The following is a 14,786-nucleotide window of genomic DNA, read 5'->3' on the forward strand; positions in this document are numbered from 1 at the left end:
GCTCTGCGGATGGAGTCTGTCAAGCAAAGCCGCGCATTTTATTTCCGGCGCATCATTTTCCACTGCCTGTTACGGCAAAGCCCCGTCTCCCCTCAGCACAGGGTCTGACATCAGCCGATCCGCCACCGCGCCGTATCCCCCCACCACCTGCCGCCCTTCGGGCGGCAATTGCCAAGCCCGTTCCGTCGGGATATAGTTTATCCATATAAATACGGGCCCGCCCGCGGCGTTCTTTCACGACCGCCTGGGCCGCCCTGCAAACCGCAGCAGGATGCCGCGTCATGCTCACCCTTATCCTGGCCGTCGGCATAGCCGTTCTGGTTTCGTTTTCCTGTTCGCTCACCGAGGCTGCCCTGTACGCCGTGCCCTGGTCCTCCATTGAACGCCTGCGCCGCATGGGTCGTCCCGTGGGCGAACTGCTCTACAAAATGCGTACCGAGGTGGACAAGCCCATTGCCGCCATTCTGACCCTGAACACCGTGGCCAACACCGCCGGTTCCACCATTGCGGGCGCAGCCTTTCTGGCGGCCTTCGGCGCGGAGCACATGGCGCTTTTCGCTCTGGGCTTCACCATTCTGATCCTGGCTTTCGGCGAAATAGTGCCCAAAACCCTGGGGGTGGCCTATGCCACGCCGCTGGCCGGAGCCCTGGCCCGCCCCCTGTCCGTGATGGTCAAGCTGCTCTCGCCGGTGCTCTGGCTCACGGGTCTGCTCACCCGCTTGATGTCGCCGCCGTCCAGCGCGCCGCAGATCTCCGAGGACGACATCTGCGCCGTGACCAGCCTTTCGCGTCAGGCCGGGCGGATCAAGCCCTATGAGGAGCACTTCATCCGCAACGTCCTGGCTCTGGACCAGAAACGCGTACATGAAGTGATGACCCCGCGCACCGTGGTCTTCTCCCTGCCCGAGGAGATCACCGTGGAAGAGGCCTACAAGGACCCGCGCATCTGGCACTTCAGCCGCATTCCCGTCTACGGCGAAGACAACGAGGATCTGGTGGGCATGGTGGAGCGCCGCACCCTGGGCCGCTGCATCAAGGAGGGCAAACAGGCCGTCCGCCTGTCCGAGATCATGCGGCCCCTGCACTTCGTGCAGGAAAGCCAGACGCTGGACCTGCTGCTGCGCGAACTGCTCAAGGCCCGCGTGCATCTGTTCGCCGTGCTGGACGAATACGGCGGTCTGGCCGGTGTGGTTTCGCTGGAGGACGTGCTGGAGGAGATTCTGGGCAGCGAAATCATGGATGAAAGCGACAATGTGGCGGATCTGCGCGCCCTGGCCCGCGACCGCCGCAAGGCCCTGACCCTCAAGGGGACGCAGGACAAGCCCGCCGCCTAGCCGCATGGGGGCCTGTATCGTCCCGCCGCCGGAACGCGGGAGGGCGCGGAAGTCGTATCTTGCCGCAATTATTAATAACAATTCTTATCTTGTCAGAAAAATCGAAATGGGCTAGGGTATTGTATCTTCACTCAGCGCAACACTGGGGTGACACACATGGCCCGCAAAAAAAATACATCCATCTATGTGGCCGCGCTGCTCCTTTTTCTGGGCGGCGTGGGCTATCTGGCATATTCCGGCTTTTCGGAAAACAGCGTTTATTTTCTGAACGTGGCCGAGGCCAAGGCCGCCACGCCGGACAAACTGACCGCCGCCCGGCTGTTCGGCACCGTAGCCTCTCAGGGCATTGAAAAGCACCGGAACGGGCCGGGCGTCACCTTCAGCCTCGAAGACAAGGACAACGCCAGCCAGACCATTATGGTCAGCTACAGCGGGGCAGTGCCGGACACCTTCAAGGCCGGGGCGGAAGTCATTGTGGAAGGGGGCATGGGGCCGGAGGGCCGCTTCGCGGCCAAGACCCTGATGACCAAGTGTCCTTCCAAGTACCAGAAGGAAAACCGCAAAAGTTAGCCGTGCACGGCCAGGCGCCCCCAACGGGGCGCTTTTGCAGTCTTGCCGCGAAGTCCGCCACGGGCTTTGCGCCGTCATCCACGCGTAAAGGAGCCCCATGTACGTTTTCGCCTATGCCATGCAACTTCTGGCCCTGCTTTGCGCCCTTGGCGGCGGCGGCATGGCTCTGCTCCAGCTCTGGCAGGGACGCGGCGACAGCCTGCGTCTGATCGAAAAAGCCCACTGGGTCATCACCGGCGCGCTGCTGCTGGCCTCGGCCCTGCTGCTGCACGCGCTCTTCTGGCATGACTTCAGCCTGCAATACGTGGCCAGCTACACGGACATGATCCTGCCGGTCTTCTACCGCCTGACCGCCTTCTGGGCCGGGCAGCCCGGCTCCATGCTCTTCTGGGCTCTGGCCGTGGGCCTGAGCGGCAGCATCTTCGCCTGCACCCGGGCCTGCCGCAGCCTGAGTCCCGCCACCCGGCTCTGGTACTGGACCTTCTTTTACGCGATCATGGCATTTTTCACCCTGATCCTGACCAACTGGAGCAATCCCTTCCTGATGCAGACTCCGGCCCCGGCCGACGGAAACGGGCTGAACCCCCTGCTCCAGAATCCGGGCATGATCTTCCATCCGCCCCTGCTCTTTCTGGGATACGGCGGCTTCACCGTGCCGGCCTGCCTGGCTCTGGCCCAGGCTCTTTCGCGCAGAAGCGGCGGCGAGGGAGCATGGTTCCGTCTGACGCGCCCCTTCATCATTCTGGCCTGGCTTTTCCTCACGGCGGGCATCGTGCTGGGCGCGTGGTGGGCGTACATGGAACTGGGCTGGGGCGGCTACTGGGCCTGGGATCCGGTGGAAAACGCCTCCCTGATCCCCTGGCTCATCGGCACCGCCGCCCTGCACACCCTGATCATTGAAGAGCGGCGGGGCAAGCTGGGCCGGATCAATGTGGTCATGATGTCCCTGACCACGGTGTCGGCCTTTTTCGCCACCTATCTGGTGCGCAGCGGGGTTATTGATTCGGTGCACGCCTTCGGCGACGGCAGCGTGGGCACGCCCCTGACCGTCTTTGTGCTGGCCGGGCTGCTGATCACCTTCTGGGTAGCCTGCACGGCCCCGCGCGAGGGCAGGCCCCTGGCCGGACTGGACAGCCGCGAGGGCCTGCTGACCCTGGTGGCCTGGGTGCTGCTGGCCCTGGCCGCCATCATCCTGACCGCCACCATGTGGCCGGTGATCAGCAAACTCTGGACCACGGCCCCGCGCGGCCTGGACGCCAATTTCTACAACCGGGTCTGCCTGCCGCTGGGCGCGCTGCTGCTGGTCATGATGGCGGCCTGTCCCTGGCTCGGCTGGAACGGCGGCCTGCGCGGCAAAGGGCGTTTCTTCGCGGTACTGGGCGCCTTTGTAGCGGCCGCAGCGGTGATCTGGGCGCTGGGCTACCGTCAGCCCACGGCCCTGTTGGGCGCGTCCGCCGCCATTGCCATCGCCCTGGGCGTGGTTTTGCTGCTCACGGACAGCGCCACCCGCCGCCAACCCGCCGGTCTGGGCGCGCTGGGCGCGCATCTGGGCATGGCCCTGGCCGCGCTGGGCATCGCCTTTTCCGGCCCGTACACGCAGGACAGGGAAATGCTCCTGGCCAAGGGCCAGAGCGAACAGGTGGGCGGCTACACCGCCACCCTGCTGGACATCAAGGACGGCCGTCAGCCCGGCTACGACTATATCGCGGCCCGGCTACAAATCAGCAAGGACGGCAAAGACCTCGGCGTCATCGCGCCGGAACGCCGCATGTACGACAAATTCGGCAACATGCAGTTCTCCGAGGTGGACGTGATTCCGGGTCTGGGCAATGAAATCTACGGCTCCCTGCTGGGTCTGGACGAGGACTTGCGCGTGCTGGTCAAGGTCAGTGTGGAGCCCCTGGTCAACTGGATCTGGATCGGCGGCACGCTGATGTGCCTGCTGCCTCTGCTGGGCCTGCGCCGCCGCGCATCCCCGGTCGGGAAGTCCGAAGACGGGCCGGATGACGACGGCAAGGCCTGAAGCCGGGAGGCCCGCCCATGCTTGAGCTCGACCGCGTCGCCAAACTCTACGGCGCCAAAGTGATCTTCAAGGATGTGAGCTGCGCCTTCGCGTCGGGCAGCGTCTCGCTGCTGGTGGGCGGCAACGGCGCGGGCAAAAGCACTCTGATGCGAATCATGGCCGGGCTTTCCCGCCCCAGCGCGGGCAGCGTGCGTCTGGCGGAGTCCGGCCCGCGCGCGGAAGGTCCGCGTCTGGGCTATCTGGGCCACGCCACCTTTCTCTATCCCGGCCTCACGGCCCTGGAAAATCTGGCCTTCTGGCGCACGGCCCACGGCCTGCGCCTGTCCGGGGCCGGGCTGTCGGCCATGCTGGAGCGGGTGGGCCTGGCGGCCCATGCCCACGAACGCGCGGGCATTTTTTCGCGCGGCATGGCCCAGCGCCTCAATCTGGCGCGCGTGCTCATGCTGGAGCCGGACCTGCTGCTGCTGGACGAGCCGGGCACCGGCCTGGACGCGGCATCCCTGGCTCTTCTGCGCCGCGAAATAACGGCCGCCCGCCAACGCGGGGCCTGCGTGGCGCTCATCAGCCACGATCTGGCCGGGGACGCGCCCCTGGCCGACCGCCTGCTGTTCCTGGCCGACCGCAAGCTGGCCTATGACGGCCCGCCGGCGGCTTTTGCCGGTTTTGACGTGCCCGCAGGCGCAATCACGGATACGGGCGCGGACAGGGAGGGCGGCATATGCTGCGCCTGACCCTGGCTGTGGCCCGCAAGGATCTCGCCCTGACCCTGGCCCGGGGCAGTGGCCTGATCCAGGCGCTTTTGCTCGGCCTGCTACTGCTCTTTGTGTTCAGCCTGTCCCAGGGCATCGGCGAACGCATGAGTCCGCAGGCCGCGGCGGCGGTGTTCTGGCTGAGCTCGGCCTTCTGCCAGGTATTGATCTTCAACCAGCTCTACGCTCTGGAAGAGGTCAACAACGCCCGTCTCGGCCTGCTGCTCTGCCCCGCGCCCATTCAGGGCGTCTGGCTGGGCAAGGCGCTGGCGGGCCTGCTGCTCCTGCTGCTGGCCCAGATCATTTTTCTGCCCGCGTCTGTGATTTTTCTGGGACAGGACATCGGCGGGCCTCTTCTGCCGGGCCTGGCGGCCCTGCTGCTGGCGGACCTGGGCATGTGCGCCCTAGGGTCGCTGCTGGGCGCGCTGGCGCAGGGCCAGGCGGCGCGCGAATCGTTGTTGAGCATCGTGCTTTTTCCACTGCTCACGCCCCTGCTGCTCTCCGGCATCGGCGTGGGCGCGCAGACCCTGGGGGCCGCCTCTCCGGACGGGCCGGGCGGCTGGCTGAGCGTGGCCTGCGCCTTTGACGCGGTTTTTCTGGGGGCCGGGCTGCTGCTGTTCAGCTTCATCTACACGGGGGACGAATAAATGCCGCAACTTCTGGCCCTGCTGGGCGGACTGGCCTTTGCCTGCTGCCAGTGGCTGATCTATGCCTATGCCCCGGAAGAGGCCACCCTGGGCCTGATCCAGAAGATTTTCTACATCCACCTGCCCCTGGCCTGGTGGGCGCTGATCAGTTTCTTTACGGTCTTTCTGGCTTCCGTGGCCTATCTGCTGCGCCGCAATCCCGGCGCGGACAGGCTCTGCGCCGCCGCCGCCGAGGTGGGCGTGCTGCTCAGCGGCCTGGCCCTGGTCACCGGCATGCTCTGGGCCCGCAAATCCTGGGGCGTCTGGTGGACCTGGGATCCGCGCCTGAGCACCACCCTGATCATGTGGTTCGTCTACGCGGGCTATCTGGTGCTGCGCGGCCTTGACCTGCCGCCGCAGCGCAAAAGCCTGGTCTGCGCGGTGGTGGGCGTGGTGGCCTTTCTGGACGTGCCCCTGGTCTTTATTTCGGCCCGGATCTGGCGCTCCATCCACCCGGCGGTGTTCGCCGCCAAGGGCGGCGGCCTGGAACCGGAAATGAAGCTCACGGTCATCGCCTGCGTGCTTTCCTTCGGCCTGCTCTGGGCCGGGCTGGTCTGGCTGCGCAAACGCCAGCTTGATCTGCGCGCCCGCCTCGACGCCCTGGCCGCCAATGCCGACAACCCGGCCGCGTAACGCGCTCTCTACGGAGGACATATGGATACCCTTACCTGGATCGTCATCGCCAATGCCGCCGTGTGGATCGGCCTCGGCGCATACCTGGCTTTCCTGGCCGCGCAACAACGCGCCCTGGCCGCCCGCCTGACCCAATGGGAGATGCTTAACCATGACTGATCTGCCCAAGCTCAACGGCCCGGCGCGCGCCCTGGTCCTGCTGCTGGCCCTGGCTCTGGCCGCCATGCTGGTGATTTCCCTCACGGAGCGCTTCCGCAATCCGCACCTCACCGTGCAGGTCCGGCCCGCGCCCCAGGCGCCCGCGGGCATGGGCGACGCCGTGGGCATGCTCATGCAGGAAGTGGCCAAGGATCCCAAAAACGTGGACGCCATGGTCCATCTGGTCGAAGCCCTGATGAGCGCCCAAAACTGGGAGGCCGCTGAAACCTTCGCCCAGCGCGCCATGACCCTGGATCTGAACAATCCCCAGCCCCCCTATCTGCTGGGCGTCATCAAGCACAATCAGGGCAAGCACAAGGAAGCCGCCGAGCTTCTGGAAAAGGTGGTGAGCCTGCACGACAACGCCTCGGTGCGCTACAGCCTGGGCGTGCTCTACATCCATTTTCTCCACGATCCCAAGCGCGGGGTGGAGCATCTGAGCGCGGGCCTGCATGATCCCAAGGCCAGCGAAGACCTCAAGAAGGGCATCCGCGAAGAGCTGGAAAAAGCCCCCCTGCCCCATGCGGAGGACGCCGGAACAGTGCAGCCGGAACCGCAGGACCAACAGCCTCAGGCGGGCACGCCCGCCAAAACCGGAAAAAAAGTCAATGAAACCAGCGGGAAGGCCGCGCGGCCCTGAGCCGCGCCCCGCCCGCCGCATTGCCAGGCCCGCTTCTTATCCATAAGTTGCGGGCTTGCCTCTTTTTTTTTCAGGTTGTAGGTTGACCGCAAAGAGCATGGCCGTTCCCCGGCCGGTTGGCGCATTTCAAGCCTTCACCGCTGCATTGACCACCTTTGAGGAGCATATGGCCCGCCGTAAAAGCAAGAAAAGCCCCGAAGACGCGCCTGTGCGCGACACCCCCGGCAGCGCCTCCGTTTCCGAACGGCAGGCGTCTTCCGGCATGTCTCACGCGGATGCGCCCACCGGCATGGTGCGCAAAAGCACCTGCCTCATGGGCATGTTGCTGACCCTGGCTCTGGGATTGTATCTGGGAGGGTTGCTGCCCGGCCTGCTCAACAGCGGCGTCCCGGCCGTGCCGCCGCATGCCGCTCCGCCCCAGCCGGAAGCCGCGCCCCCGGCGTCTCCCGCGCCGCAGGCGGCCCGGCCCGCGCAGGACAATCAGCCGCCCATGCCGCCGGAACTGGTTCAGAAGATCACCGATCTGGAAAAAGCCCTGCTGACCAATCCCAAGGACGCCGCGCGCTGGACGGCCCTGGGCAATCTGTATTTTGACACGGGTCAGGCCAAACAGGCCATTTCAGCCTATGAGCGCTCTCTGATGTTCGCGCCGGGCAATCCCGACGTGCTCACGGATCTGGGCATCATGTACCGTGAGGCCGGGGCCTACGAGCAGGCCGTGGACAGCTTCCGCAAAGCGACGGCCGCCAACCCCGGCCATGAAAACGCCCTGTTCAACGAGGGCGTGGTGCTTTATTACGATCTGCACCGCAAAGATGAGGCCACGCGGGCCTGGCAACGCCTGCTGAAGGTCAATCCCGGCGCCCGTTCACCCGACGGGCAGCCGGTGTCCGAAATGATCAAACATCTGCATTAAATCCGTTGCGGAACAAGCGGGGGGCGCGGGGAGACGGAACCCGCGCCCTCCGCGCGGCGGAAAGCCAGTTCACATGACAGGCGGAAACACTATGGCATACCTTCTTTCCGGCACGGCCCGTCCGCAGGTTCTGGCCGTTGTTTTTCTGTTGTGCGCGATCTGCCTCGGCTGGGGCGGGGGTTCACGGGCTCAGACCATGCTGCCCGCCGCGCCGGGCGCGCCCAGCACCCCTCTTTTGCCCTACCTCGACTATCTGCTGGATGAAACCGGCACCCTGGACGTGGAGGAGGCCGCGGCTCCGGCCAAAGCCGGGGACTACCGTCCCCTGGCGCTCAAGGATCTGCCGCGCGAAAGCGGGGTCATGTGGCTGCGCTTCACGCTGGCCCCTCTGCCCGAGGGAACCAGGCCCGCCACCCTGCTGCTGGACATGGGCGAAAGCGTGCCCGGCATGCCCCTGCTCTACGAACCGGTCGCCAACAGCCTGAGCGGCGCGTTGGAGTGGCGCGAATCCGCTCCAGCCCAGCGCAATGTGCTTCTGCTGCCCGAAGCGGGCAAAGAGGCCCAGACCTGCTATATCCGCCTGGACGGCCTGCCCGGCCTGTGGTTCGCACCCATGCTGCGCACGCCGCAGAACGCCGCCGGCAACTGGGGCAGCCTGTCGCGCACGGCGGCCATCCTGGCCTTGGGCGTGGTCATGCTGCTCTGCCTTTTGCGCAGCCTGTCCGAAAAAGGCCAATGGCGCGTCTGGACGGCCCTGTACGTGGCCGTGGCTCTGGGCCAGGGGATCATGGGCATGCCCGCCTCCGGTTCCGGCCATATCGGACTGGGCGAATCCGGGGCCGTGCTGGCGCCGGGGGTGGCCCTGATGCTGTTGCCCCATGTGGGCCGCCACCTGATGCGCACGCGGGAGCGCTCCCGCGCCCTGGACATCCAGCTGTTGCTGCTCTCCCTGCCCGGCGCGCCTCTGGCCCTGTTGCCTCTTGTGCCGGACTTCGCCTGGCTGACCCGCTATCTTGATCTTTGGCCTCTGGGAACCCTGCTTTTCGTGCCCACCGCGCTGGGAGCCTGGATCATGGGTTTGGGCGGGGCCAAACGCTTTCTGCTGGGCTGCCTGCTGCCGCCGCTCTTTGTGGCCGGCGGCATCCTGGGCCTGGACAGCAGCTTTGGCGCCAATCTGCTGGCTTCGGCCCCGCTCTGGGGCACGGCGCTCAGCGCCTTGATCATCGCCGCCACCAGAGCGCCGCACGACATGGCGGCGGAACACCCTGACGCGGACACAGCGGCCAGAAACGTGCAGGCCGAACCCGACGGCACCATCACTCTGGACCAGCCGCTGGACGACCCCAATCTGCGCCTGGTGCCCCCGGCTCCGGCCGCGCCTGCCCCGCCGTCCGGGCCGGACGGCTCCGAAGATGCGGACACGAGCGCGCCGTCCTCGCTTTCGGAGCGTGTCGCACCCGGCCTGCTGGAAGACGCCCTGCGTCCGCCCCTGGACCGCCTGATGCGCGAAGGCGCGGCCCTGGGACATTGCTCCCTGCCCCCGGCGGTGCGCCAGTATGCGGAAAGCATGCTGGGCGCGGCCCGTGAACTGTCTGATATCATCAGCAATCCCCGGCAATCGGGCCGGAAACGCTCCGCGACGGAAACCGCCGCGCCCTTCAATCTCCAGCATCTGATGCGCGAAGCCCATGACGCTGTGGCCCCGGCGGCGGAAAACGCCGGCATCGGTCTGGCCTGGTACATGCCGCCCCATCTGAGCCATCTGTACGAGGGCGAGGCCGGAGCCCTGAAAGAAACCCTCTGTCTGCTGCTGGAAAGCGCGGTGCGCGCCACCCGGCACGGGGCCGTGCATTTTTCGGTGCGCCGCGTGCCGGAAAGCGCCAATGCCGGGCATCTGCTTTTTACGGTCACGGATACCGGCTCGGGCATGCCGCCGCAGGACCGCTCCAGTCTGGCCCTGACCCGCGCCTGGGAGCTGGCCGGCGCGCACAAAGGCTTTCTGGGCGTGGAATGCAGCCCGCACGGAGCCACCATCGCCTTTACCCTGCATCTCAAATGCCTGGAGCGTGACGAGAACGAAATCGCGCCCGCGGAACGCAGACAGCCCTTGGTGCTGATCGCGGCGGAAAGCGCTCTGGACCGCCAGACCCTGGCCCGGATGCTGGAAAGCCTGCCCTGCCGCAGCTCCGAAGCGCGCAGCCTGGCCGAGGCCCTGCAACTGCACAAGGGCGAAGCGGCCCTTTTGCTGGTGGCGCAGGGCAGACTGGCCTCGCCCATGGCGGGCGACATGCTGCGCCAGTTCCGCACATTGGCCGACGACGCGGACTTGCCCCTGTTCAAAGCCCTGGCCATTACGGAAGACGACAAGCAATGGGATCAGCTGGCTGACGCCGGCTTTACCCACGCGCTGCTGGAACCTGTGGACAGCGAGGCCCTCTGCCAGACGGTGCAGGAAATTCTGGAAGCCGCGGCAGCGGCGGAAGATACGCCCGACAACGCAGATGCGGCTGTGGCGGCCCCTGACTCGGCCACGACCACCGGACAGGATGCCGCGGCCGCGAACGCCGCTGGCAGCCCCGTTGCCGCTGAGGCCGCCAAACCGGCCGCGAACGCCGCCGGCCGACCGCCTTTGCCGGATCTGTTCGGCAGCGAGGACAGTCACGGCGGTTCACCCTTGAAAATCCCGGATCTCACAGCCCTGCCCGACCTGCTGAGCTTTGCGGAATCCCTGCGTGATCCCTTGGTCGGCGCGGGAGAGGACAAGAAAACCCGCAAGCCTGAAGGCGGGCTGTTCAGCGGCCTGCCGGAAAGCGACGGTCCTCTGCCGGATATGGACCTGCCCCCGGCGGACGCCGGTCTGACCCCGGTCAGCCGTCCGGGCGCGCCCAAAGACCCCGCGCCCAAGCCGGGAGACATCCCGGCGGACCTCTTCGTCAATCCTTACGCGCCCAATGACCTGATCATGGCCGCCGCGCCCGTGGCCACACCTGATACAGACGAGGACGCGCCCGTAAGCGGTGCCGCCATGCAGGCGGAATTTTCCGCCGCCGCCGGACTGGAAGGTCCGGTCTGGGGCGCGGAAAGCCAGACGGAGGCGGCGGAAATTGCGCCGGAGTCCGCCGCGACGACGGAAGAAAAGCAGCCCGAAAAACCCGAAGAAAGCCATGCGGCCGCTGAAAGCGCGGACAGGGCGGCCGCCGTGCGGTACAAGGCCGAAACCGCGTCGGAACCCACGGAAAAAGCGGATCCGGCCGAGAGTCCTGCGCCCGCTGAAGAAAACCCGGAGGTTGCGGACACGCCGAAATCCGCCGTTGAGACGGACGCTTCCGCTCCCGTCACCACGCCCGAAACGGTTGAGGAAACAACACCCGTTGTGGACGAAACGCCCGCGCCGGAATCCGCTCCCGCGCAGGCGGCTACGCCGGAAGCGCCGCAAAATCCCACGGAGACGGAAACTGAAGCGCCCCGTAAACCGGCCTTCCAGCCCGTCACCTTTGCCGCGCGGCCAGGCGCGACCATTGTTCCCATCCGGAGTAAAACCGCGCCCAAGCCCGTGCCCGCTTCCGAAGTCAAACCGACCGCAACGGTCAGCGTCAGCGCCGCCTATACCAGCCCCAGCCTGAACGCGCCCGGTGAATGGGTGGGCGAACCCATGCCCATCGGCAGCCCCGCGCCTTCCCGTCCGCAGGAGCAAGACAAGGAAACCGCCCCCCGGCCGGAAAACCCGTCCCGGCAGAACATCTCTCAAAACACGGTACAGGGCACAGTGCGGCGCGGACCGCGCATCACGTTCAGGCCCGCCCCGGCTCCGGCCAAGACCGCCGGCCGTCCGGACAGCGCGGAGGACACGCGAAAAAGCGTCTACACCAGCCCCGGCCTGCGCGCGCCCGGCGAGTGGGTGGGCGAACCCATGCCCGTTCCCAAAAAGACGGCTCCCGCCGCCCCGCAACCCGCACCCGCTGTTCAGCCGACGACGTCTTCCCCCGCCGCCTTCCGTGTGACGGAGGAAGCGCAAAAGCCCTTGGCCGCGCAGCCCGCGCCGGTTGCCGCGCCCGTGCCCACGCCGTCCGCGGACAATGACGCTCCGGCGAGTGAAAGCGGCCTGGGCGGCTCCATTATGGACTTTATCGCCGGCGCCGAACCCGTAAAAAAGGACACGCCGCCCCTGGCGACGCTTATCGCGGAAGTTTCCGGTCCCGCGCCTACCCCCGCGCCGACGCCTCTGACGAGCCCGGCGGAAGAATCCCGCCAGCCGGTCCACCCCGCACCGGCCAAAACGGCGCAGGAGGTGTCGCCGGATATCCGCCCGCCGGACGAACCCGCGCCGGTCGCCCCCACATCCGCGCCGACGTCCGCAGCCGTGCCGCAGCCTTCGCAACCGGGTCCGGACAAGACCATCCTGCAACTGGTGGACCGTCTGGACGCGGCCATGGAGGACGCCCAACAGGCCTTCCTGAGCCGTCGCGGTCCGTTGGTGGGCGAGGCCGCCGGGCGCATTGCGGCGGAATCGGACGCTTTCGGCTTCCGGGTGCTGGCCCGCATGGCCCGTTGCGTGGAGCGGGCGGCCAAAGCCAACGACATGAACGCGCTCAAGGATCTGTTGCCCGAACTGGCCGTAGCGGTGGAACGCAACCGCATTGCGCTGACTCCGCGCAAGTAAACAGCATTATCAGAACGATTTCAAAATGCACTTGCTCCGGCGGCTGCGCGAGCAGCCGCCCGCCACGAAGGCGCAAGCACATTTATTTGCGCTGTGAAGCGCCGAGGTGGGCGTCTTTAAACGTTAAGAACGTTAATCTGCTCCAGACGGTTTCCCGGCCCGTTCCGCATGGGAACGGGCCTTTTTCATCTCTCATAAGCGACGTTTACCCCGTTTCAGCCGGGACAGAGGCTTGCGCAAAGCGCGCCGACATGCGAAAATAAGACCGCCCCGTCAGGAATATCGCCACTGTGGGCAGACAAGGAGTAAGCATGTACAAAAAAATTCTTCTGCCGGTGAGCGGCAAAAGCCACGGCCAACGCGCCCAAAAAGCGCTCAAACACGCTATGGGCCTTTGTTCCGGCGAGATCATCCTGCTGCACGTTACCGAACCGCTGCCGCAGATCGTGGGCGGCGAAGCCCATGCCGAGCTCAAGCGCGAGGAAGCCGCCAAAGGTCTGACCCTGCTCTGCCCGCCCATCGAAACGCTGGAAAAGGCCGGGATCAGCTTCCACACCCGCGTGGAAGAAGGCACCCCGGCTGAAACCATCGTGCGCGTGGCCCATGAGGAAAGCGCGGACCTGATCGTCATGTTCACCGACGGCCGCGACGGCCTGAGCGACATGCTGATCGGTTCCATTACCGAACGCGTGCTGCGCAATACGGATGTCACCCTCCTGGCCGTGCGTCACTAGACAATGCGATATGAATGAACGGCCCTGTTCATTCACGGAATGCTCCGGAAATATGACTTGTACTGAGACGGCGTCGCATGGGCGGCGGGATTGCGGTTGTTGCGCGGCCCGGCCCGCCGCCCGCGCTGACGGCGTGACGTCGGTGTTTGCCCCGTGATGCTCTTGCTGGAAACGCTGGGCCTGCTGGCGGCCCACATCCTTTCCTGGGTGGCGGTCTGTCATGCCCTGCTGACCAAGCGCGATCCGCGCTCGGCCTTGGGCTGGACCGCCACGTCCCTGTTGCTGCCCGTGCTGGGGCCGCTGCTCTACGTGCTCTTCGGCATCAGCCGGGCTCAGAGCCGGGCCGAAAAAATCATGCGGCAGCGGGCCGCCCAGGAGCCGGAATACGCTCATCCGGCCTGCCCCGCGGAACCGCCCGAACAGGTGCCGGAAAATATCGTCCGCATGGCGCATCTGGGCCGCAACCTGACGGATCAGCACCTCTGCGGCGGCAACACGCTCAGCCCCCTGCGCAACGGCGACGAGGCCTACCCGGCCATGCTGGAAGCCATTGCGGCGGCGCGCAACCATGTTTTTCTGGCCACCTACATCTTTAACGCCGGACATACAGGCACGGCCTTTACCGAAGCCCTGGCCGCCGCCGCCGCGCGCGGCGTGGACGTCCGCGTGCTGGTGGACGGCATCGGCACGCTCTATTCCTGGCGCAAACCCTGGAAAAAACTCGCGGCCCGGGGCATCAAGGTGGCGCTGTTCCTGCCGCCCAAGCTTTTCCCGCCCAATCTGAGCATCAATCTGCGCAACCACCGCAAAGTCCTGGTCTGTGACGACATCGGCTTTACCGGCGGCATGAACATTTCCGACGACAATATCCAAAGCGGCCGGAAAAGTTGCGTGCAGGACGTGCACTTCCGCTGTCTGGGGCCCATCGTCAACCAGTTGCGGCGCGCCTTTCTGCTCAACTGGGGCTTTTGCACCGGCGAATACACGCCGCTGCCGCCGGGTTCCGGCCAGATCAGAGGCGAAAGCCACTGCCGCATCGTCATGGACGGCCCCGGCAACGATGCGGACATGCTCAATGACCTCTTCTGCGGGGCTGTCAACACGGCCCGGCGTAGCGTGCGGATCATGACCCCGTATTTTCTGCCCACGCACGACCTCATGGGCAGTCTGCGCTCGGCGGGCCAACGCGGCGTGGACGTGCGCGTGGTGCTTCCGGCCAAAAACAATCTGCCCTATGTGCACTGGGCCACCTTCCGCCTGCTGCCGACCCTGCTCAACGCCGGCGTGCGGGTCTGGTATCAGCCACCGCCCTTCGCTCACACCAAACTGCTCGCCGTGGACGGCTATTACAGCCAGATCGGCTCGGCCAATCTGGACGCACGCAGCCTGCGCCTGAACTTCGAACTGAATATGGAAGTTTTTGATCCGGCTTTCCACGGCCTGCTGGCCGGGCATATCGACGACGCCATCAGCCGCAGCCGCGAAATCACCCTTGCGGACCTGGAACGCCAATCCCTGCCGGTCAAGTTGCGCAACGCGGCCTGCTGGATCTTTTCGCCCTATCTGTAGCGGCGTTGCCCGCGCCCCACCGGGGAGATAATCTCCCCCTGACCCCCTTATTTTGATGTAACAGGCCGTCGGCA

The 14,786-nt window shown here is 66.1% G+C and carries 12 protein-coding genes; all 12 read left to right on the forward strand.

Annotated features, from left to right (window positions below):
* Positions 1-281 precede the first annotated feature (281 nt).
* The 12 genes from FYJ44_RS10715 to FYJ44_RS10770 all read left to right on the forward strand — a co-directional run bounded on the left by FYJ44_RS10715 (position 282) and on the right by FYJ44_RS10770 (position 14,712).
* A complete protein-coding gene (locus tag FYJ44_RS10715; RefSeq protein ID WP_154511952.1) occupies positions 282-1,334 on the forward strand; it encodes a CNNM domain-containing protein in 1,053 nt (350 codons plus the stop codon).
* Between the two features lie 156 nt (positions 1,335-1,490).
* On the forward strand, positions 1,491-1,904 hold the full coding sequence (locus FYJ44_RS10720; RefSeq protein ID WP_154511954.1) for a cytochrome c maturation protein CcmE: 414 nt from the start codon (positions 1,491-1,493) through the stop codon (positions 1,902-1,904).
* A 97-nt stretch (positions 1,905-2,001) separates the two neighbouring features.
* Positions 2,002-3,927 (forward strand): heme lyase CcmF/NrfE family subunit, encoded by a 1,926-nt coding sequence (locus tag FYJ44_RS10725; RefSeq protein ID WP_154511956.1) that lies wholly within the window; start codon positions 2,002-2,004, stop codon positions 3,925-3,927.
* Positions 3,928-3,944: 17 nt separating this feature from the next.
* Positions 3,945-4,658: a heme ABC exporter ATP-binding protein CcmA gene (gene ccmA, locus FYJ44_RS10730; RefSeq protein WP_154511958.1), complete on the forward strand. Its 714-nt coding sequence runs from the start codon at positions 3,945-3,947 to the stop codon at positions 4,656-4,658.
* Entirely contained in the window at positions 4,646-5,323 is a 678-nt protein-coding gene (locus FYJ44_RS10735) for a heme exporter protein CcmB (RefSeq protein WP_154511960.1), read from the forward strand. Before ccmA ends, FYJ44_RS10735 begins: the two co-directional genes overlap by 13 nt.
* Positions 5,324-5,995 (forward strand): cytochrome c biogenesis protein, encoded by a 672-nt coding sequence (locus FYJ44_RS10740; protein WP_154511962.1) that lies wholly within the window; start codon positions 5,324-5,326, stop codon positions 5,993-5,995. It begins immediately after the preceding gene.
* Positions 5,996-6,016: 21 nt separating this feature from the next.
* Entirely contained in the window at positions 6,017-6,154 is a 138-nt protein-coding gene (locus FYJ44_RS10745; RefSeq protein ID WP_154511964.1) for a CcmD family protein, read from the forward strand.
* Positions 6,147-6,833: a tetratricopeptide repeat protein gene (locus FYJ44_RS10750; protein WP_229772667.1), complete on the forward strand. Its 687-nt coding sequence runs from the start codon at positions 6,147-6,149 to the stop codon at positions 6,831-6,833. Before FYJ44_RS10745 ends, FYJ44_RS10750 begins: the two co-directional genes overlap by 8 nt.
* 166 nt (positions 6,834-6,999) lie before the next feature.
* Positions 7,000-7,749 (forward strand): tetratricopeptide repeat protein, encoded by a 750-nt coding sequence (locus FYJ44_RS10755; protein ID WP_154511966.1) that lies wholly within the window; start codon positions 7,000-7,002, stop codon positions 7,747-7,749.
* Between the two features lie 91 nt (positions 7,750-7,840).
* Positions 7,841-12,409 carry an ATP-binding response regulator gene (locus FYJ44_RS10760; protein ID WP_154511968.1) on the forward strand — a complete coding sequence of 1,523 codons (4,569 nt, stop codon included), beginning with the start codon at positions 7,841-7,843 and terminating at the stop codon, positions 12,407-12,409.
* A 311-nt stretch (positions 12,410-12,720) separates the two neighbouring features.
* Entirely contained in the window at positions 12,721-13,143 is a 423-nt protein-coding gene (locus FYJ44_RS10765; RefSeq protein WP_154511970.1) for a universal stress protein, read from the forward strand.
* 156 nt (positions 13,144-13,299) lie between these two features.
* Positions 13,300-14,712 carry a phospholipase D-like domain-containing protein gene (locus tag FYJ44_RS10770; protein WP_154511972.1) on the forward strand — a complete coding sequence of 471 codons (1,413 nt, stop codon included), beginning with the start codon at positions 13,300-13,302 and terminating at the stop codon, positions 14,710-14,712.
* Positions 14,713-14,786: the final 74 nt, after the last annotated feature.

This window comes from Desulfovibrio porci (genome assembly GCF_009696265.1).
Classification (GTDB): Bacteria; Desulfobacterota; Desulfovibrionia; order Desulfovibrionales; family Desulfovibrionaceae; genus Desulfovibrio; species Desulfovibrio porci.

Bases quoted from the DNA above. Each gene is read 5' to 3' on its own strand.
- FYJ44_RS10735 (WP_154511960.1), top strand. From the start codon at position 4,646: ATGCTGCGCCTGACCCTGGCTGTGGCCCGCAAGGATCTCGCCCTGACC.
- FYJ44_RS10755 (WP_154511966.1), top strand. From the start codon at position 7,000: ATGGCCCGCCGTAAAAGCAAGAAAAGCCCCGAAGACGCGCCTGTGCGC.
- FYJ44_RS10740 (WP_154511962.1), top strand. From the start codon at position 5,324: ATGCCGCAACTTCTGGCCCTGCTGGGCGGACTGGCCTTTGCCTGCTGC.
- FYJ44_RS10750 (WP_229772667.1), top strand. From the start codon at position 6,147: ATGACTGATCTGCCCAAGCTCAACGGCCCGGCGCGCGCCCTGGTCCTG.
- ccmA (WP_154511958.1), top strand. From the start codon at position 3,945: ATGCTTGAGCTCGACCGCGTCGCCAAACTCTACGGCGCCAAAGTGATC.
- FYJ44_RS10715 (WP_154511952.1), top strand. From the start codon at position 282: ATGCTCACCCTTATCCTGGCCGTCGGCATAGCCGTTCTGGTTTCGTTT.
- FYJ44_RS10770 (WP_154511972.1), top strand. From the start codon at position 13,300: ATGCTCTTGCTGGAAACGCTGGGCCTGCTGGCGGCCCACATCCTTTCC.
- FYJ44_RS10765 (WP_154511970.1), top strand. From the start codon at position 12,721: ATGTACAAAAAAATTCTTCTGCCGGTGAGCGGCAAAAGCCACGGCCAA.
- FYJ44_RS10760 (WP_154511968.1), top strand. From the start codon at position 7,841: ATGGCATACCTTCTTTCCGGCACGGCCCGTCCGCAGGTTCTGGCCGTT.
- FYJ44_RS10720 (WP_154511954.1), top strand. From the start codon at position 1,491: ATGGCCCGCAAAAAAAATACATCCATCTATGTGGCCGCGCTGCTCCTT.
- FYJ44_RS10745 (WP_154511964.1), top strand. From the start codon at position 6,017: ATGGATACCCTTACCTGGATCGTCATCGCCAATGCCGCCGTGTGGATC.
- FYJ44_RS10725 (WP_154511956.1), top strand. From the start codon at position 2,002: ATGTACGTTTTCGCCTATGCCATGCAACTTCTGGCCCTGCTTTGCGCC.